Raw genomic sequence first — 18,231 nt, forward strand, 5'->3', positions numbered from 1 at the left:
GGCATTTTTAACAGCGTTAATAATGATTTTTTTAACGTGTTACCCTTTCATTGTTTATATAGGGCTGACACGTTTCAACAGTTATTTACTCACTGTGATTTTATTAACACTGTTAATAATAAGGCTTTGGTTAAGCAAGCCTTTATTAGCTAAAATGCCATGGATAAAGCCAGCCTCATTACTTGGAATTTTAGCTATTGGCTTATCAAAAACTATCGGCAGTGATTTTGGTATTCGGCTTTATCCGGTTATTGTAAATACTGTTATGTTTTTTGTTTTTGCTTACTCGCTTTATAAGGGTCCAAGCATCATAGAAACGTTTGCGCGTATCACTGAGCCAAAGCTTGATAAGAGAGCTATTTCGTACACTAAAAATGTAACTAAAATATGGTGCGTTTTTTTTGTTTTTAACGCCAGTATAGCGTTATACACGAGTGTGTTTACAAGTCTTGATGTGTGGGCATTTTATAACGGTTTTATTGCATACATTATTATGGGTGTTTTATTTGCAGTAGAGTGGTTAGTAAGGAAAAAAGTAAAAAGGAATGCAGGTGTTTAATACTTTAGATAACGCAAGCATAAATATTCGATTTAATCATAGCGGCTCAGCGTTATCTGAGCGTCAATTTGTTAATGATATTAATCAAGTTTTGGCTAAAATTCCGCAATCGCCTACTAAAGCATCGGCAGTGCTTTTCAACAGTAGTAGCTATGATTTTGCTGTAAACCTTTTTGCATTGGCGCATAAAGGCTGGACTATAATTTTACCGTCTAATGGTCAAAGCGAAACACTCAATGCGCTTTTAGAGCAAACCCCTTACTATTTGGGCGATAGTGATTTGGTCGAGCATACGACTACGCCATTTGAAAACATTGGTAATTTAACAACTACACCTAACTACACACCGTTCAATAAAATTGCTTGGCCGAGTGAAGGTAACCTTGTTTTTTATACTTCTGGCTCTTCAGGTCAAGCTAAGCCTATTTTTAAATCGTGGCGAGTGCTTAATAAAGAGATAAAAACGCTCAACAGTACGTTTGCTTTAAAACGTAACCCTGTATTTATTGCCAGTGTTTCGCATCAGCATATTTACGGTTTGTTATTTAGAGTGTTATGGCCGCTTAGCAATAACTACATAATTGATACAGACTTGCTTAACTACCCCGAGCATATTGCTACTAAACTTAAAACAAATACACAGGCCGTGTTTATATCCAGTCCGGCACAGCTAAAGCGGCTGCATCAAGATAACGTTTTAATAGAAGAAAAGTCACATTTACAGTGGGTTTTCTCATCCGGTGGGCCGCTTCAAAATGAAGACGCTGTCACTTTAAATAAACAGCTAAATAAACCCATTACTCAAGTATTTGGCAGCACCGAAACTGGCGGAATTGCATATCGTCAGGTTGTGTCTTTAGAGAACGTTAGTCATTGGCAGCCATTTTTAGGGATCACATTACACAGTACCTCTGAACAACGATTAGTGTTGAATTCGCCTTTAGTTGAGCAAACAAACTATTTATTAGATGACCGAGGTACATTATTTCAAAATGGCCAATTTGAATTACTAGGTCGTTTTGACCGTATTATAAAGCTTGAAGAAAAACGCTTAAGCCTTGACGAACTAGAGCTACATTTATGCAAAAGTGAGTGGGTGCAGGAAGCTAAAGTAATAACGCTAAATGGGAAACGTTTAGTATTAGGCGCTGTTATAGTGCTTACACAGAAAGGGCAAGCATATTTAAACGCCAATGGAAAGTTAGCGACTAATACGCTTTTAAAAACACATACATTGAATCGTTTTGAAGGGATCTGTACGCCTAAAAAATGGCGTTTTCTAAATCAATTACCCTACAACACGCAAGCTAAAATAAATTTAAAAGTATTGGAGTCTCTTTTTGTCAAAGCTGATTAACACAAAGCCTGAACTTGTTAACTGTGTATCGTCAACACAGGGTCATTGCCTAACGCTTTTTATACCGCCAAGTTTAGATTATTTTAAAGGTCACTTTAGTCAAGGCCCTATTTTAGCAGGTGTAGTGCAGCTCGATTGGGCCGTAGATGCCGTGCGAAAATACTTTAATGTTAAACGTGAAGTAAAAGATATTGAAGTGCTTAAGTTTCAGGTTGTTATTACCCCTGGTCTAACAATTAAATTAACTGTAGAAGAAAAACCGAGCGGTAAGTATGGCTTTTCGTATCAATCAGATAAAGGCCAACACGCCTCTGGGCGCATAGTGTTTAAAAGTGATACAGATGAATAATTTTTGTATTGTTATACCTAATTTTAATCATGTAAGTGTTATTGATGAAGTACTTGCAGCGTTAACTGAGTATACGCTGCCGATAATAATGGTTGATGATGCCAGTAGTGTGCAGGCTAAATCTCTTTTTGCTACTCTTGAGAAAAAATATGCCCACCTCACTCTTATATCGCATGAGCAAAACGAAGGCAAAGGCGGTGCGGTACAAACAGGATTGCGCTGCGCGTATGAGCAAGGTTATAGCCATGCGATACAAGTAGATGCAGATGGTCAGCATAATTTATCAGATATCAAAAAGTTGATTGAACTTTCAAATACACACCCACAGGCATTAGTTAGTTGTTGCCCAGTGTATGATGAATCGGTTCCTAAACATCGTTACTTAGCACGTTATTTAACCCATGTGTGGGTATGGATAGAAACGCTCAGCTTTAAAATTGTTGACTCAATGTGTGGTTTTAGAGTGTACCCCTTAAATGTGACTAATAAGCTTATAAGTGAGGTTAAGCTCGGTAAGCGTATGGACTTTGATCCAGAAATACTAGTTAGGTTATATTGGCGCAACGTGCCATTTGTTTTTTTACCAAGCCAGGTTGTTTACCCAGAAAATGGCTTGTCACACTTTCAGCCACTTCAAGATAATGTGCGCATTTCGTGGTTACATACGCGTTTATTTTTTGGCATGCTGCTTCGTTCACCTGTTTTACTATGGCATAAATATAAGAGACGTTATGGCCGTTAAACATTGGTCTAAAATGCAAGAGCGAGGTAACTTTTTAGGTATACAAATATTACTATTTGCCCATAAAGTACTTGGTCGTAAAGGGCTGTGGGTTATTTTGTTCCCGGTTGTTTGCTATTTGTTTATTACCGGCAAAGTTGCACGCGCGGCTTCTAAGCAGTTTTTAGCTCAAGTTAATAATTACAATAATGTTGAGCGTAAAGTAACTTTTAAACAACAGCTTATGCATTTTTGTAGTTTTGCCGATAGCGCCCTTGATAAAATTGATGGTTGGCTCGGTCGAATTTCAAAAAAGGATATCCAATATACTAATGAACAGCTGTTTATTGATTTAAATGAGCAACAGCAAGGGGCCATTTTTATTGGCTCTCACTTGGGTAACCTTGAGGTATGTAGAGCACTGAGCCAGCATCGCAGCAGTAAAAAAATTAATGTGCTTGTATTTACTCATCACGCTGTTGAATTTAATAAAATGCTTAAAAAAATTAATCCCGCGGTGTCGGTTAACTTAATTCAAGTGAGCGATATGGGCCCTGATCTAGCTATTTTATTAAAAGATAAAGTAGAGCAGGGTGAAATAGTCGTTATTGTTGGTGATAGAACAAGCACTACAACGGGTGAGCGATCAACACGTGTTGAGTTTTTAGGTAAGCCTGCATCTTTTTCTCAAGGGCCTTTTATATTAGCTGCATTATTAGATTGCCCCGTTTATTTTTTATTTTGCTTAAAAGATAAAAAAACAAAAAAGTATCATGTGATTTTTGAACATTATAGCCAAACATTAAAAATACCCCGCTCACAAAGGCAAGGTCTATTAACCACTGTAATTACAGATTTTTCTGCACGTTTAGGCTTTTATGCCGTGCGGTATCCTTATCAGTGGTTTAATTTTTATGATTTTTGGCAAAACGATCAGCAAGTAGAACGCAGCAATGCAAAGGAGAAGTAGAGTGTCAGCTCAGGAAGTACAGCTTTTTGGAAACCAACAACTTTCTATTGAAGATATTGTTAATATTGCACATCAAAATACTCAGGTGCAATTAAGTGGCTGCGAGCAATTTAGTGCAAAAATAGATAGCGCGCTTAGTTTTTTAGACTCTCTACTCAAAGAAGATGGTGTGATTTATGGGGTAACTACAGGTTATGGTGACTCAGTCACGGTTCCTGTGCCACTTAACTTAGTTGATGAGCTGCCATTACATTTAACGCGCTTTCATGGTTGTGGACTAGGCGATGTGTTTAATAAAGTACAAGGGCGTGCAATTTTAGCTACGCGCTTAGCATCACTTTCACAAGGCTATTCTGGCGTAAGCTGGGAAATGCTTAATCTTCTCAAAGACTATTTAAACCTTGATATAGTACCTGTTATTCCTCAAGAAGGTTCGGTAGGCGCTAGCGGTGATTTAACCCCACTGTCGTATGTAGCAGGTGCTATGGTTGGTGAACGTGATGTTTTTTACAAAGATAAAATACTTAACAGCGCACAGGTAATGCAAGCGGCTGGTTTAAAGCCTTTAACGCTTCGCCCAAAAGAGGGGCTTGCAGTTATGAATGGTACAGCTGTGATGACCGCACTGGCTTGTTTAGCGTTTGATAGAGCCAATTATTTAGCAAAACTTGCAAGTAGGATTACAGCATTGTCTAGCCTTGCTCTTAAAGGTAATAGTCATCATTTTGATGAAATTTTATTCTCTGTTAAGCCTCATCCTGGGCAGCAACAAGTTGCTAAATGGATACGAGATGATTTAAACCATCATGACCATCCTCGTAACGCTGATAGACTACAAGATAGGTACTCTATTCGCTGTGCACCGCATGTTATTGGTGTATTGCAAGATAGTTTGCCATTTTTCAGGCAGATGATAGAAAACGAGCTTAATTCTGCAAACGATAACCCCATTATTGATGGCGAGGGTGAACATGTACTTCATGGTGGCCATTTTTATGGCGGCCACATTGCAATGGCAATGGATAGTATGAAAACGGCGATTGCAAATCTGGCAGATTTAGCCGACAGGCAAATCGCTTCATTGGTCGATACTAAATTTAATAATGGATTACCATCAAATTTATCAGACAGTGAGGCTGAACGTCGTTACATAAATCATGGCTTTAAAGCCGTGCAAATAGGCGCCAGTGCCTATACTGCTGAAGCGCTTAAGTTAACGATGCCTGCAAGTGTATTTTCTCGCTCTACTGAGTGCCATAATCAAGATAAAGTAAGTATGGGGACTATTGCCTCACGTGATTGTTTGCGTATTTTACAGCTTACAGAGCAGGTTATTGCAAGTACGTTACTAGCAAGTATTCAAGGGGTGAGGCTGCGTATTAAACAAGGCGAACTTGAATTTTCAAGTTTAACTGCAGATATGCAAGCGATGTATACTGACATAACTCATTATTTCGAAAACCTAACTGAAGATAGGCCAATGGAAGCGGTACTTAGACAAACCATTAGTTATATTCAGGAAAAACGTTGGGCTTTATATGAATAGTAAAGGCGCTTTGCTAACTCATGAAGTGGAAATTGAAATTCCATTTCATGACTGCGATCCGATGAATGTTGTATGGCATGGTAATTACCCTCGCTACTTAGAGGTGGCTCGCTGTGAGTTACTGCGATTATTTGATTACGACTATCCTCAAATGATGGAGTCGGGTTATGCGTGGCCAATAGTGGATATGCAAATTAAGTACGTGGCATCCGCCATATTTACCCAAAAAATTAAAGTGACCGCGCATTTAAAAGAGTTCGAAAACCGATTAAAAATTGATTATGTAATTACAGATGCCATAACGAATAAGCGTATTACTAAAGCGACTACCACTCAAGTTGCTGTTGAGATATCGACTAAAGAAATGCAGTTTGCCTCACCAGCGGTGATAGTTGATAAGCTTTCAAAAATACTTAGCTAATATTGGATGATGCTATGAATTATTTAAAAAATTGTGTGTTTGTTAGTGCTCTTTATTTTGTTTTTTTTAGTGCCAGTTTATTAGCTGCTACGACAGTTTCGGGTGAATTTAAGCAATTAAAGCATTTTGCCGGCTTCTCTAAACCATTCATCTCTAAAGGGGAGTTTACACTTGAGGGGGAAAAGCTGCTTTGGTATGTAAAAACACCAGTGCAAAGCACATTACTAATCGAGAATGGCCAAGTATTTGTTAAAAATAAAGAGGGTGAGCTTACTCCTCAGCCTGGCAGCGAGCAGTTTGTAGGCTTATTAACTGACTTACTCGCATTAGATATGAAAGCCTTATATGAGCGTTTTGATGTAACAAACCAAACAGACTGTTTATTATTAAAGCCAAAAGATACGCTATTAAAACAGCTGTTTAGCCATTTTATTCTTTGTGAAAATAACCAGCGTGTACAAAGTATAACTTTAAATGAGCACTCGGGTAGCAACACAGTAATAGAGTTTTCTTATGCAAATACACCTAATAATTAATAAGTGTAAGTAACCTTCGGAAGAGTGATGTGATTAAACGTATTAGTGTACTTATTACATGGTTTGGTTTTTTAGCTGTTTTACTTTGTGCTGCTTTGTATATCACTAAGCCTGTATTAAATGCTGACATGTTTAGTTTATTACCAAAATCACATTCTCAATTGGCGTACGGCGAAGAGGTCTTTTTTAAAAAAAATGCAAACCGTATTATGTTTTCATTTACTGGTGATAGTAAAAACTTAGCACATGACGAGCTTAAATCATGGCTGTTAAAACGTGATATAAAAAATAGCTTTGAACTGCCAAGCATTGAGCAGTTATCTTCAGTGTTCTCTGCGTATCAACATGCGCTGCTCAGCGACAATTATAAAAATAGTATGGTTGATAAAGCACAGTTTGAGTCATTTTACCTTACTCAATTAAATCAATTAGGAAACCCTTTTGTAAGTGCCACACTAAAAGCCGATATTAGTTTAAGTCTTGCTGCATTTATAGGCGATAATTTAAAACAAAGTCAGTTATTCTCTTTAAGAAATGAGCGGTTAACGCGCCGTTTAAACCATAAGGATTATGCTGTTATATTGGCTACCATTCCTAACAATAGCCTTCCAATTGATGAGTCTATTAAGCTTGCGAACAGCATTAAAAATAAGCTTGAAAGTTTAAATATTACTTACCCACGGACCACTATTCGCTATTCAGGTGCTCTTTTTCATACAGCTGAAAACGCTCAGCAAGCTAAGTATGAAATGAGCTTATTTGGTGGTCTTAGTGTAATCGCATTACTTTTAATGGTGTTTTGGGTATTTAGGCAAGTCAGTAGCATTTTACTTGCAAGCTTAACCGTACTTAGTGCACTGGCTGGTGGTGCTACGGCCATGGTATTTGTGTTTAATTCGATTCATTTATTAACACTGGTTTTTGCTGTAACCCTAATTGGTATAGCTATTGATTATGCATTCCATGCGATGACTGATTTAGCGTATGGCAACAGTTTTTACCAAAGTAGTGGGTTAAGCAAAGGCACAAAAACAGCTTTGCTTTTATCTTTTATTACAACAGGCCTAGGCTATAGCTGTCTATTAGGTGCGCCAATTTCACTTTTATCGCAAGTAGCAGTGTTTGTAATTGCTGGGCTTGCGAGCGCTTGGTTATTCACATTAATTATATTACCTATCTGGCAATCTAAGCTTGTGCTCTCTGAGCGAAGTTTGATTAAAAGTCAGCAGTTATTAGGTTTAATGGTGCGCTTTAACCGTTATAAGCAATCGGTTTTACTCGTATTGGGGCTGGTGTTAATGTTTTTGTTTTATCTTAAACCCATTTCATTTAACAACGATGTACGTTTACTAAATGCAAGCCCACAGCAACTAATACTTAATGAGCAAAAGCATTTAACTTTAATGGGGCAATTACATAGTCACATTGTGTTTTTATTTGCATCAAATGCTGAACAACTACTGCAAAAGCAAGAACGACTAATAGGTGATTTAAATCGTATTAACCCACACCTTAAACACAATGCTATTAAGCGTTGGTTACCTAGTAAGCGCACGCAAGAAAATAATTTAGCGCTCTTTAATGGGGCTGTTAAAAACGATGTGTTAATTATTACTGAAAAATATACAGGGATAAAAGTTGAGTCAGCTAACACAGAACTTTTGAGTTACGACACTTTAGCAAATAGTCATTTTTCAGTACTTTTAAATGCACAAATGTTTGTTGAGCCTAATAAAGCTGTTACTTGGTTTTCTGTATCGGGAGTATCCACGCAAGCGCTAACTTCTAACGTTAATGCTCATGAAGATGCGTTTATATATAACAAGCCTAAGCAAATCAGTAGCCTACTTGAAAACTACAGCCAGTATTTATTGCTTACATTGGGCGTGGCCATTGTTATTTGCTTTGTTTTATTTAGCTATAAATTTGGCCTTCGGATTGGCACTGTGCAGGTGATAACATTAAGTGTCAGCCTGTTGACTATGCTTTGGGTATGTAATGCAGCGCAAGGAAGTATCTCAATTTTTAATCTGCTAGGTGGCTTACTCATTATTGGCCTAGCCATAGATTATTTAGTGTTTTACCAAATTAACAACTTAACGGCGGTAAATGTATTGGCCATTAGCTTGTCGGCCGCCTCTTCTATGTGTGTATTTGGTATGCTCGCCTTTTCAAATACCCCTGCCATTTTTAGTTTTGGCCTTACTGTTATGGTAGGGATTTTAGCCGTATATATTTTATCTCCATTAAGTGTATTAAAGTCTCAAAAGGAATAATAATTTGAACAACCTTGAGCAGTATGATGTTGTGGTTATAGGAGCAGGGCCTTCAGGTGCACTTGTAAGTAGCTTATTAGTACAAAAAGGCTGGAAAGTGCTGGTGCTAGAGCAACAATTATTTCCTCGATTTTCAATTGGCGAAAGCTTATTACCTCAATGTATGGAATATTTAGCTGATGCTGGGCTAGTTAAAACAATACATGAACATGCAGATGAGCTTGGCTTTCAATTTAAAGATGGTGCTGCGTTTCATCGTAATGGCCAAAATACAGCTATAAATTTTACTGAAAAATTTAGCCCAGGCCCGGGTACTACTTTTCAAGTTAAACGGGCTGATTTTGATAAGCTGATTGCTGATAGAGCGCAGCATCAAGGCGTTGAAATTCGCTATCAGCATAGTGTTATTGGTTTTACTGATGAAGCTGCTAGTGCGACGCTGCAAGTGCAAAATAATAAAAAACAAACGTATGACGTAAGGGCTAAGTTTGTACTTGATGCGAGCGGTTTCGGCCGAGTTTTACCAAAACTTTTAAATTTAGAAAAACCTTCTACTTTTCCTGTGCGCAGTGCTTATTTTAGTCACTTTAATGATGGCATTACTGACGAGCTGTTTGATAGAAATAAAATTTTAATAACCGTTCACCCTAAATTTAATGATGTTTGGTATTGGCTCATCCCCTTTAGTGATGGCACGTCCAGTATTGGGGTTGTGGCAAAGCAATCGCGCTTTAATGAGAGTAGCGAAGCTGACACCTTAAAACAGTTTATAGAACAAGACCCTTACTTAAAAAAACTTTTAGCTAATCGCGTACCTATAACACAGGCGCGTAGCGTTAGTGGTTACTCTGCTAATGTATGTACGCTACATGGAAAGCATTTTGCTTTACTAGGCAATGCGGGTGAATTTTTAGATCCAGTGTTTTCATCTGGGGTGACTATTGCTTTAAAGTCTGCACACTTAATTGCCCCCCTTATTGATGATTATTTAAATGGAGAAGTGATTGATTTTGATGAATGTTACGCCAAGCCATTGCAGGCAGGAGTTGATTGTTTTAAAACCTTTGTTAAAGGTTGGTACGATACCCGATTTCAAGACGTTATTTTTTATTCAGAACAAAACTCGCAGGTTCGTGAAATGATCAGTGCTATTTTAGCGGGTTACGCATGGGATAAAAATAATCCATTTGTTGCTCAAAGTGAGCGTCGTTTAAATGTATTAGCGCAGCTATGTCAAAATTAATCCCAGTTATTGAGGCTCATATCAGACACTTTTTAAGAGGTACTTTTATAGCTTTAGTGTGTGGTTGCATAACAGCATGTAGTAGCACATATAAAAGCAGTGAGCGTGTTGATATTTCTGCAGCCACTACACTTGATATTTCGCATGTGCCTGTGCAAATGTTTGATCAAAATTGGCAGCATGTTTTATATATTCAAAACAATGAGAAAGAGCATACTTTATTAGCACAATTAGAAATAAACAAGCAGGGTACTATCAACTTATTATTAATGACTACACAAGGCTTACCTATTTTAAAGCTTGAAAAACTAAATAATGAGCCACCTAATGTTACTAAAATGATAGTAGGTGTCGATTTAGACCCTGCTTATATATTGGCAGATATTGCTTTAGTGCATTGGCCTGTATTATTTCTTAATGAAAAAATATCTGGAGCGGTTATGAAGCAGATAGCCACAAAAAGGCGTGTATTAAAAGATAACCGCTCGATTATTACAATAAATTATACCGATAATAAAATAGTACTAAATAATAGTGAGCGACATTATCAAATTACATTTGAGAAGGTAAACTAGTGACTTTTTGGTTAAATGATTTAGGCATTGTAAGTGCAATGGGCAAAGGTATTGAAGATACAATTTTTAGCCTAAATAACTTACAACATAATGAAGCACCACGGCTTTTAAAGACAAAAAAATTAAGCACAGAGGATCTACCATTTTATGTTGGGCATGTAGACTGCGTTCCTCTAAATCAAAAGCGCCGTATTAATACGCTAATTGATATAGCGCTTGAGCAAATACTCCCAACACTTAACAGCTTTTCACATATTGATAAATCACGAATTGCTGTTGTGGTAGGTACAAGTACATCAGGGGTGCATGATGGCGAACAAGCTCGAGCTGAACACGGCAGTTCAGGTGCGTGGCCAAGTGACTTTTTATATGCTGATCAAGAACTTGCCACTCCTTCGCATTACATAGCCCAAAAAGTAGGGGCGTTAGGTCCCTGTTATAGTATTTCAACGGCATGTACCTCAAGTGCTAAAGCTCTTATTAGCGCAAAAGCCCTAATAACCGCTGACTTAGCAGACGTTGTAATTTGTGGTGGCGTTGATAGCCTTTGCAAACTTACCATTAATGGATTTAATGCCTTGGCATCAATGAGCACAGGAATGTGTAAGCCTTTTTGCGATGAGAGAGATGGTATTAATATAGGTGAGGGCGCTGCGTTATTTGTTATGAGTAAAGAAGCACCGTTAGAAAATGGCGTTATGTTTTTAGGTGGTGGTGAAAGCTCTGATGCTCATCACATTTCGGCGCCAGACCCTAGCGGTAATGGTGCAAAATCGGCAATGAAGGCTGCTCTGGCCGATGCTGATTTATTACCTAGTGATATTGACTATATAAATGCACACGGTACAGCAACAATTAAAAATGACGAAATGGAAGCCCTTGCAATTAATAGCGTGTTTGGCAACAATACATCGCTGAGTTCCAGTAAGTACTTAACTGGACATACTTTAGGTGCAGCTGGTGCAATTGAAGCAGGTATCTGTTGGCTGTTGCTCAGAGGCAGAGGGAATATTACTTTGCCTTTTAATAAATGCTCACAAAGAAATAAGCTGGCTGATGTTAACGTTATTGAGCAAGCTAGTACGGTTAAATTAAATTACTGCTTATCTAACTCATTTGCGTTCGGTGGTAATAATGCGAGTTTGATTTTAGGTACACATAATGAATAATTATTCTATAGAGCAGGTTGTACCCCATGATGCTCCTATGATTTTAATAGAACAGTTAGTTGAATACAGCGATGAGAGTGCAACCTGCTCAGTGACTATTACACCTCAAAGCCCTTTTTATAATGAGCAAATTGAGGGAGTGCCAAGTTATATAGGTATTGAATATATGGCCCAGTCTATAGCTGCTTATGCTGGAGCATTAGCTAATGATATTAATGAAGCGGTTAGAATAGGTTTTTTGATCGGCACGCGAAAATATAAAACCCATGAGGCCAGATTTTGTAAAAACAGTAAATTAACTATTTATGTTCACAAGCTTTACCAGGACGAATCTGGTTTAAGTGTGTTTGAATGCCAAATAAGCGAAAATAAAAAAATACTGTGTGATGCAAAAATAAATGTATTTCAGCCAGAAGATCCGCTGGAGTTTATAAGAGAAAACCAATGAATAAAAGAATTTTAGTAACCGGCTCTAGCCGGGGGATAGGTAAGGCTATTGCACTTAAACTTGCAGCTCAAGGCTATGACATTACTGTTCATTGCAGAAATGGTTTAGAGCAAGCTCAGCAAACATGTGCAGAAATACAGGCACTTGGACAAAGCACTACACTACTACAATTTGACGTATGTGATAGAGCTGCGGCGAAGCAACAAATTGAGCAAGATATTACAAACAATGGTGCTTACTATGGGGTGGTGTGTAATGCGGGCATTACTAACGATATGGCTTTTCCGGCAATGCAGGGTGATGATTGGGATAGCGTAATTAGAACTGGGTTAGATGGCTTTTATAATGTTGTGCACCCAACGGTTATGCCTATGGTACAAACTCGTAAAGGTGGGCGCATTATCACTATGGCTTCAGTGTCGGGTATTGCGGGGAACAGAGGACAGGTAAATTACAGCGCAGCGAAAGCGGGTATTATTGGTGCTACCAAAGCCCTATCGCTGGAACTAGCAAAGCGAAAAATTACTGTAAATTGTGTAGCGCCTGGTTTGATTGAAACAGCAATGACGGATGAGCTTCCGGTTACTGAAATGATGAAAATGATTCCCCTTAAGCGAATGGGAACAGTGAACGAAGTGGCTGGTACGGTCGCATTTTTAATGTCTGATGATGCAGCCTACATTACTCGCCAAGTTATTTCGGTTAACGGTGGGATGGTTTAATGAAACGTGTTGTTGTTACAGGGATGTCGGTTATAACCGCATTAGGCGATGATTGGAATGAATTTAAAAGCGCATTGATCAAAGGTGAAAATGCAGTTGTAACAATGAGTGAATGGGATAAAGCTGATGGGCTTAATACGCGCTTAGCTGCACCTGTCACTCATTTTGAAAAACCTAACCATTATAAACGTAAGCAAATACGCTCAATGGGTAGAGTTGCACTTATGTCCACTAGTGCAACTGAGCGTGCGCTTGAGCAAGCTGATTTACTTGAACATAAATGTCTTACAGATGGCTCTACCGGTGTAGCATATGGCTCATCCACCGGTTCAACACCGCCGCTTCTCGCATTTGCGAATATGTTGGAAAGTGGCTCAATGTCTGGGGTCACAGCTACAAGTTATATTCAAATGATGGCACATACAGCGCCAGTAAATGTAGGCGTGTTTTTTGGCTTAAAAGGACGAGTGATCACTACAAGCTCGGCATGCACGTCTGGCTCGCAAGGTATTGGTTACGCCTATGAGGCAATTAAGTTTGGTCGTCAAAAAGTAATGGTAGCAGGGGGGGCAGAAGAGCTTTGTATTACCGAAGCAGCTGTATTTGATACGCTGTATGCAACAAGTATTAAAAATGAGACCCCTAAAAATACGCCTCGCCCATTCGATAAAAACCGTGATGGCTTAGTTATAGGAGAAGGTGCCGGTACTTTAATACTTGAAGAGTATGAGCATGCTAAAGCTCGAGGGGCTAATATATTGGCTGAGGTTGTCGGTTTTGGCTGTAACTCTGATGGACAACATGTTACTCAACCATCTTCAGATACCATGCAAATAGCCATTGAAATGGCATTGCAAGATGCCAATTTATCACCTGATAAAGTAGGTTATGTCAATGCGCATGGTACCTCAACCGATAGAGGCGATATTGCTGAGTCTCATGCCACTTTTAATGCACTAGGTGTTAAGCCTATTAGCTCTTTAAAAAGCTATTTAGGGCATACTTTAGGAGCGTGTGGTGCAATAGAAGCATGGGCTACTATTAATATGATGAGCGATAATTGGTTTGCACCTACAATAAATTTAACCGATATAGATAATGATTGCGCTGAGCTTGATTATATTAAGATGCAAGGGCGAGAAATTAACACCGATTATGTCATGAGTAATAACTTTGCATTTGGTGGAATTAATACCTCATTAATATTTAAACGCTTTAAAGGTGAGTAGTATGCCTTGGTTGGCGTTATTGTTGCCTTTGGCCTGTTGAATTTTGCTGCGTCTAAATTGGTAATAGGCGGTGGTGTTTTTGTGCCTGTGGATGATATTCCTCACTACTTAGGAACAGAGCAAAGTGAGCAATACATAATGCCTGTGCCTCATGTACGTTATCAAAGTGATAAGTTAGATTTAAACCACGCAGATAATCAAGCACGAGCAGGTATGGATTTTTTAGATTGGGTATTTGAATTTTTGGGCCTTTGCTAAATTATTACTTTAATGATGTTTATCAAGCGGCAGAGCAATCTTATATTGGCTTATTTATCCGTAAAGCTAAGGCAACAGACTTTAGTTTACTGACTAATGTAGGCTGGCGTTATCGACTGAGTATGAACTATTAGAGTCCGGTGTTTATTGCTCCAATTTATAAAATTACCACTAGTAGACAAGCAAATGCCAATTTTGCCGAAGACCGTTACCTATATTAGTTACGCATGATTCACGTTCAAAGTTTAATAGTCAGTCGGGTGGTTCTGGCGCAGATATTTCGCTAGGGCTTAATTTCGATAGTAAAAAATATTGGCTAGATGGCTCTGTTAAATACCGCCATGTAGCTAAAAGTAAACAGCAACGTAGTCCCTTAATGAAACAGGATAGTAATACCTCTTTTGGTTATGGAGTTGCATGGAAGTTCTATATTAAAGAAGGAATGTAAAATGAAATTAATAGCAAACTTATTATTAGCCACATCTTTGTTAACGGTTAGTACAGTTGAGGCACGAGATGATATCGGAAAATATCCTATCCAATCACTGTTAGAATCCAGTAAAGCAAAAAGTGCGTTATTAGATGTTCCCCTTTATTTTGCTGATCAAAGCTATGGTAGCGAGAGCAGTAAATACGGCGAAGTGATCACCAATAAAAAAACTAATGCATTTAATAAAAGTGACCGAGAGGCATGTGAGTGGGTAATGCTTAGTGCATTGAAGGCGTTGCAAGAACGCGCAATTAAAGAAGGCATGAACGCAGTTGTAAATATTCAATCATATTATAAAAAGCGCAAGTTTGTGAGTAGCACTGAATATGAATGCGGTGCAGGTACAATCATAGCAGGCGTTGCATTAAAAGGCATTTTAGTTAAGTTAAAACTAACTGTTTAAGCGATTTTACTGTATAATTTGCGACCCTTGATAATGTGGCCGCAGGTTATACAGCAATGAATTTTAAATCTTTTAGTTTTGCCCCTGAACTTATTCAGGCGTTAGACGAACTTAATTACCACACCCTTACGCCCATTCAGCGCTCAGCTATTCCGGCTGTTCGTAAAGGTAAAGACGTTTTAGCAAGTGCACAAACCGGTACAGGTAAAACCGCTGCATTTGCACTCCCTATTATTCAAAAGTTATTTGAGTCAGATTGCAGCACTACGAATGCGCCAAGCGCCTTAGTCCTTGCGCCTACGCGTGAGCTTGCAGAGCAAATAGCGAATAACTTTAAAGACTTTGCTAAGTACACTCAGTTAAAAGTAGTGAGCTTATTTGGTGGTGTTAATACCGCAGGACAAGAAATTGCACTCAAAGAAGGTGTTGATGTTGTAGTAGCAACACCAGGACGTCTACTTGATCATATTCGTTTAGGTAACTTAAGCCTTGCTCAAGTAAAACATTTAGTACTTGATGAAGCTGACCGTATGCTTGATATGGGCTTTATTAATGATATGCAAAGCGTAATAAAAAGCTGTGCAGATGAGCGTCAAATTTTATTGTTTTCAGCTACCTTCCCAGCAGCAATTAAACAGTTCGCCTCTAAAGTGTTAAAGCAGCCTGAAATTGTTCGTGTTGATCAAACTAACAGCACCGCAAGCACAGTACAGCACGTGGTTTACCCAGTAGAAGAGCGCCGTAAGCAAGAGTTGCTTTCTGAGCTGATTGGTAAGAAAAACTGGCAGCAAGTGCTAGTGTTTGTAAACATGAAAGAAACCGCAGATGAGTTAGTAACTGAACTTAACTTAGACGGTATCCCAGCGGTAGTATGTCATGGCGATAAATCGCAAGGTAATCGTCGTCGTGCGTTGCGTGAATTTAAAGAAGGCAAAGTACGCGTGCTAGTTGCAACAGAAGTAGCGGCCCGTGGTATTGATATTGACGGTTTACCGCGTGTTATTAATATTGATTTACCTTGGCTTGCTGAAGATTATGTTCACCGTATTGGCCGTACTGGTCGTGCTGGTAACCAAGGACAAGCAATTTCGTTTGTGAGTCGCGAAGAAGAAAACATGTTGTTTGAAATTGAAACCTTAATTGGTCAAAAAATTAAACGTGTTTACTTAGAAGGTTACGAAGTAAGTAATCGTGAAGTACTGATTGATAAAATTGGTAAAAAGCCAGCGCATTTACGCCGCACCCGTGCTAATAAGCCATCAGGCCAGGCTACCGGTGAAGCGAGAGCGAAAAACCGCTCGCGAATTTCTAATGTACGTAAAAGCTTAAAAGGCGAAAAGCTGTCACTTAAAAAGTAAGACAGCTAAGCCATTAAAAAAACCTGAGTTTACTCAGGTTTTTTTGTGCCTAATACATTATCGATAATAGCAGCGTACGCATAAGCAGCCGCTTCATCGTTTTGATTAGCAATAACCGACAAACCTACCGGTAAGTGGCTTACTTTGCCAACCGGTAAAGTAATATGGGTCGTCCCTGCAATGGCAGGCAATGAACTGCTACTGCCTTTAAAGTTATCGCCGTTAATTAAATCGGTTTTCCAAGCCGGTGAAACGGTGGGCGCAATTACAATATCTAGCTTATTATTGCGGTATAAATTGCTAATAGCGCGCTTTGCAAGTGCGCGATATCGCGCTTTGGTGCTTTTGTATTGTTGTTTTTCACTCAAATCAACTGCGTTAGCTTGTTGTAAAATATCTTGCTCAAAGTAGGGCATTTCCTGCTGTTTATTTGCGATATTAAATGCGATTAACTCGTCTAAACTTTTTACGGTTACCTGCGTTGGTGTTTTGCTTAAGTAGTGGTTAATTTCGGCTTTAAAGTCGTAAAGTAGGATGGCGTATTCATCAACGTAAAGCGTGCTTAAGTCATCTTTTACTGCAACATTGACAACGGTATGACCTGCGTCTTTTAATGTTTGTAATTGCTTAGCGTAAAGCTTTTGTGTTGCCACAGTAAACTTACTGGCAGGTAACGCGCCTATCCTCAGTGATGGCTTAGGCGCTATGCCATCAAGCGTTCTATTTACGTTGAGTGTCGATACATCGTCTGAGTCTTCACCTTGAATGACTGATAATACCGCGAGTGCATCTTTTAAAGAATGCGCCATTGGACCTACCGAATCTTGGCTACTAGAAAGGGGGATCACGCCTGCGCGTGAAACTTGCCCCATACTGGGTTTAATGGCGTACACCCCATTAACCGAAGCAGGGCAGGTAATCGAACCATCAGTTTCTGTGCCCAGCGCAATAGGCGCAAAATTTAAAGCAACCGCCACAGCAGAGCCTGAGCTTGAACCACACGGATTACGAGTTACATCATGGGCGTTATGGGTTTGTCCGCCAATGGCACTCCAGCCAGATGACGAATACGATGAGCGAAAATTAGCCCATTCACTTAAGTTCGCTTTGCCTAAAATAATAGCGCCTGCTTGGCGTAATTGTTTAACCACAAAGGCATCTTTATTAGTAACGTTATTTTTAAGTGCTAATGAACCCGCTGTGGTGGGTAATGTACCTGTTGTTTCAATGTTATCTTTTAGTAATACCGCAATACCATGTAAAGGGCCTGCCCATTTTCCGGCTTTAAACAGCGCATCGAGTTGTTTGGCTTGTTCAATTGCAGTGGGCTCAATACTAATTACCGCATTATATTTAGGATTGAGCTCGTTTATTCTGTCGATATAAGTGCGGGTAAGCTGCTCAGCCGTGGTGGTATTATTTTTATAGGCATTGTGAATGCCACTAATGGTTTTAAGCTCTGTATTATTATCCGCTGCGTATAAATTAGGTATTGTACAAACAAATAATGTTAAAAGTAGCCGTTTTATAATCATTGTTATTATCTATTTTGTGAAAACATAGGTTATTTTTAGCACAAAAAAACCTCACGTTGTGAGGTT

Annotated in this window: 20 protein-coding genes; 19 read left to right on the top strand and 1 reads right to left on the bottom strand. The window is 38.9% G+C overall.

All coding sequences use genetic code 11. From position 1 onward, the window contains the following. The first annotated feature begins 22 nt into the window (after window positions 1-22). From DK924_RS08680 to DK924_RS08765, 19 genes are all read left to right on the top strand, one after another. The gene (locus DK924_RS08680) at window positions 23-559 is read left to right on the top strand and encodes a hypothetical protein (RefSeq protein WP_254844967.1); all 537 of its coding nucleotides are present in this window, start codon (window positions 23-25) and stop codon (window positions 557-559) included. After that, on the top strand, window positions 546-1,916 hold the full coding sequence (locus tag DK924_RS08685) for an AMP-binding protein (RefSeq protein WP_109874916.1): 1,371 nt from the start codon (window positions 546-548) through the stop codon (window positions 1,914-1,916). Before DK924_RS08680 ends, DK924_RS08685 begins: the two co-directional genes overlap by 14 nt. After that, window positions 1,900-2,265 carry a thioester dehydrase gene (locus tag DK924_RS08690; RefSeq protein ID WP_039037441.1) on the top strand — a complete coding sequence of 122 codons (366 nt, stop codon included), beginning with the start codon at window positions 1,900-1,902 and terminating at the stop codon, window positions 2,263-2,265. Before DK924_RS08685 ends, DK924_RS08690 begins: the two co-directional genes overlap by 17 nt. Next, window positions 2,258-3,007 carry a glycosyltransferase family 2 protein gene (locus DK924_RS08695; protein WP_109874917.1) on the top strand — a complete coding sequence of 250 codons (750 nt, stop codon included), beginning with the start codon at window positions 2,258-2,260 and terminating at the stop codon, window positions 3,005-3,007. The genes DK924_RS08690 and DK924_RS08695 overlap by 8 nt, the downstream gene beginning before the upstream one ends. Beyond that, window positions 2,997-3,956: an acyltransferase gene (locus tag DK924_RS08700; RefSeq protein WP_109874918.1), complete on the top strand. Its 960-nt coding sequence runs from the start codon at window positions 2,997-2,999 to the stop codon at window positions 3,954-3,956. Before DK924_RS08695 ends, DK924_RS08700 begins: the two co-directional genes overlap by 11 nt. Next, on the top strand, window positions 3,940-5,502 hold the full coding sequence (gene hutH / locus DK924_RS08705) for a histidine ammonia-lyase (RefSeq protein WP_052242883.1): 1,563 nt from the start codon (window positions 3,940-3,942) through the stop codon (window positions 5,500-5,502). The genes DK924_RS08700 and hutH overlap by 17 nt, the downstream gene beginning before the upstream one ends. Then, on the top strand, window positions 5,495-5,923 hold the full coding sequence (locus DK924_RS08710; protein ID WP_109874919.1) for a thioesterase family protein: 429 nt from the start codon (window positions 5,495-5,497) through the stop codon (window positions 5,921-5,923). Before hutH ends, DK924_RS08710 begins: the two co-directional genes overlap by 8 nt. A gap of 14 nt (window positions 5,924-5,937) precedes the next feature. Next, window positions 5,938-6,459, top strand: a complete 522-nt coding sequence (locus DK924_RS08715) for an outer membrane lipoprotein carrier protein LolA (protein WP_109874920.1) — start codon at window positions 5,938-5,940, stop codon at window positions 6,457-6,459. A 29-nt stretch (window positions 6,460-6,488) separates the two neighbouring features. Then, on the top strand, window positions 6,489-8,735 hold the full coding sequence (locus tag DK924_RS08720) for a transporter (protein WP_109874921.1): 2,247 nt from the start codon (window positions 6,489-6,491) through the stop codon (window positions 8,733-8,735). Window positions 8,736-8,739: 4 nt separating this feature from the next. Beyond that, window positions 8,740-9,978, top strand: coding sequence for an NAD(P)/FAD-dependent oxidoreductase (locus DK924_RS08725; RefSeq protein WP_039037434.1), 1,239 nt, complete (start codon window positions 8,740-8,742; stop codon window positions 9,976-9,978). Further along, window positions 9,966-10,553 carry a DUF3261 domain-containing protein gene (locus DK924_RS08730; RefSeq protein WP_109874922.1) on the top strand — a complete coding sequence of 196 codons (588 nt, stop codon included), beginning with the start codon at window positions 9,966-9,968 and terminating at the stop codon, window positions 10,551-10,553. Before DK924_RS08725 ends, DK924_RS08730 begins: the two co-directional genes overlap by 13 nt. Further along, a complete protein-coding gene (locus tag DK924_RS08735; protein ID WP_076919772.1) occupies window positions 10,553-11,722 on the top strand; it encodes a beta-ketoacyl-ACP synthase in 1,170 nt (389 codons plus the stop codon). Before DK924_RS08730 ends, DK924_RS08735 begins: the two co-directional genes overlap by 1 nt. After that, a complete protein-coding gene (locus DK924_RS08740; RefSeq protein WP_109874923.1) occupies window positions 11,715-12,170 on the top strand; it encodes a hotdog family protein in 456 nt (151 codons plus the stop codon). The genes DK924_RS08735 and DK924_RS08740 overlap by 8 nt, the downstream gene beginning before the upstream one ends. Continuing rightward, window positions 12,167-12,892 carry a 3-oxoacyl-ACP reductase FabG gene (gene fabG, locus DK924_RS08745; protein WP_076919770.1) on the top strand — a complete coding sequence of 242 codons (726 nt, stop codon included), beginning with the start codon at window positions 12,167-12,169 and terminating at the stop codon, window positions 12,890-12,892. The genes DK924_RS08740 and fabG overlap by 4 nt, the downstream gene beginning before the upstream one ends. Then, the gene (locus DK924_RS08750) at window positions 12,892-14,121 is read left to right on the top strand and encodes a beta-ketoacyl-ACP synthase (RefSeq protein ID WP_109874924.1); all 1,230 of its coding nucleotides are present in this window, start codon (window positions 12,892-12,894) and stop codon (window positions 14,119-14,121) included. Before fabG ends, DK924_RS08750 begins: the two co-directional genes overlap by 1 nt. 6 nt (window positions 14,122-14,127) lie before the next feature. Next, window positions 14,128-14,379, top strand: a complete 252-nt coding sequence (locus DK924_RS18850; protein ID WP_258306445.1) for a hypothetical protein — start codon at window positions 14,128-14,130, stop codon at window positions 14,377-14,379. A 277-nt stretch (window positions 14,380-14,656) separates the two neighbouring features. Continuing rightward, window positions 14,657-14,827, top strand: coding sequence for a hypothetical protein (locus DK924_RS18855; protein ID WP_258306466.1), 171 nt, complete (start codon window positions 14,657-14,659; stop codon window positions 14,825-14,827). Between the two features lies 1 nt (window position 14,828). Continuing rightward, complete coding sequence (locus DK924_RS08760) at window positions 14,829-15,272, top strand: excinuclease ABC subunit A (protein ID WP_109874925.1); 444 nt, start codon at window positions 14,829-14,831, stop codon at window positions 15,270-15,272. Window positions 15,273-15,328: 56 nt separating this feature from the next. Continuing rightward, entirely contained in the window at window positions 15,329-16,630 is a 1,302-nt protein-coding gene (locus tag DK924_RS08765; protein WP_109875258.1) for a DEAD/DEAH box helicase, read from the top strand. Window positions 16,631-16,659: 29 nt separating this feature from the next. Here the strand turns inward: DK924_RS08765 and DK924_RS08770 are convergent, their stop codons facing one another. Continuing rightward, the gene (locus tag DK924_RS08770; RefSeq protein ID WP_109874926.1) at window positions 16,660-18,165 is read right to left on the bottom strand and encodes an amidase family protein; all 1,506 of its coding nucleotides are present in this window, start codon (window positions 18,163-18,165) and stop codon (window positions 16,660-16,662) included. Between the last annotated feature and the right edge of the window lie 66 nt (window positions 18,166-18,231).

The organism is Pseudoalteromonas sp. meg-B1, from assembly GCF_003173795.1.
Classification (GTDB): Bacteria; Pseudomonadota; Gammaproteobacteria; order Enterobacterales; family Alteromonadaceae; genus Pseudoalteromonas; species Pseudoalteromonas undina.

Coding starts and splice junctions, on each gene's coding strand:
- DK924_RS08680 (WP_254844967.1), top strand. CDS start 23: ATGATTTTTTTAACGTGTTACCCTTTCATTGTTTATATAGGGCTGACA.
- DK924_RS08685 (WP_109874916.1), top strand. CDS start 546: ATGCAGGTGTTTAATACTTTAGATAACGCAAGCATAAATATTCGATTT.
- DK924_RS08695 (WP_109874917.1), top strand. CDS start 2,258: ATGAATAATTTTTGTATTGTTATACCTAATTTTAATCATGTAAGTGTT.
- DK924_RS08700 (WP_109874918.1), top strand. CDS start 2,997: ATGGCCGTTAAACATTGGTCTAAAATGCAAGAGCGAGGTAACTTTTTA.
- hutH (WP_052242883.1), top strand. CDS start 3,940: ATGCAAAGGAGAAGTAGAGTGTCAGCTCAGGAAGTACAGCTTTTTGGA.
- DK924_RS08710 (WP_109874919.1), top strand. CDS start 5,495: ATGAATAGTAAAGGCGCTTTGCTAACTCATGAAGTGGAAATTGAAATT.
- DK924_RS08715 (WP_109874920.1), top strand. CDS start 5,938: ATGAATTATTTAAAAAATTGTGTGTTTGTTAGTGCTCTTTATTTTGTT.
- DK924_RS08730 (WP_109874922.1), top strand. CDS start 9,966: ATGTCAAAATTAATCCCAGTTATTGAGGCTCATATCAGACACTTTTTA.
- DK924_RS08740 (WP_109874923.1), top strand. CDS start 11,715: ATGAATAATTATTCTATAGAGCAGGTTGTACCCCATGATGCTCCTATG.
- fabG (WP_076919770.1), top strand. CDS start 12,167: ATGAATAAAAGAATTTTAGTAACCGGCTCTAGCCGGGGGATAGGTAAG.
- DK924_RS08750 (WP_109874924.1), top strand. CDS start 12,892: ATGAAACGTGTTGTTGTTACAGGGATGTCGGTTATAACCGCATTAGGC.
- DK924_RS08760 (WP_109874925.1), top strand. CDS start 14,829: ATGAAATTAATAGCAAACTTATTATTAGCCACATCTTTGTTAACGGTT.
- DK924_RS08765 (WP_109875258.1), top strand. CDS start 15,329: ATGAATTTTAAATCTTTTAGTTTTGCCCCTGAACTTATTCAGGCGTTA.
- DK924_RS08770 (WP_109874926.1), bottom strand. CDS start 18,165: ATGATTATAAAACGGCTACTTTTAACATTATTTGTTTGTACAATACCT.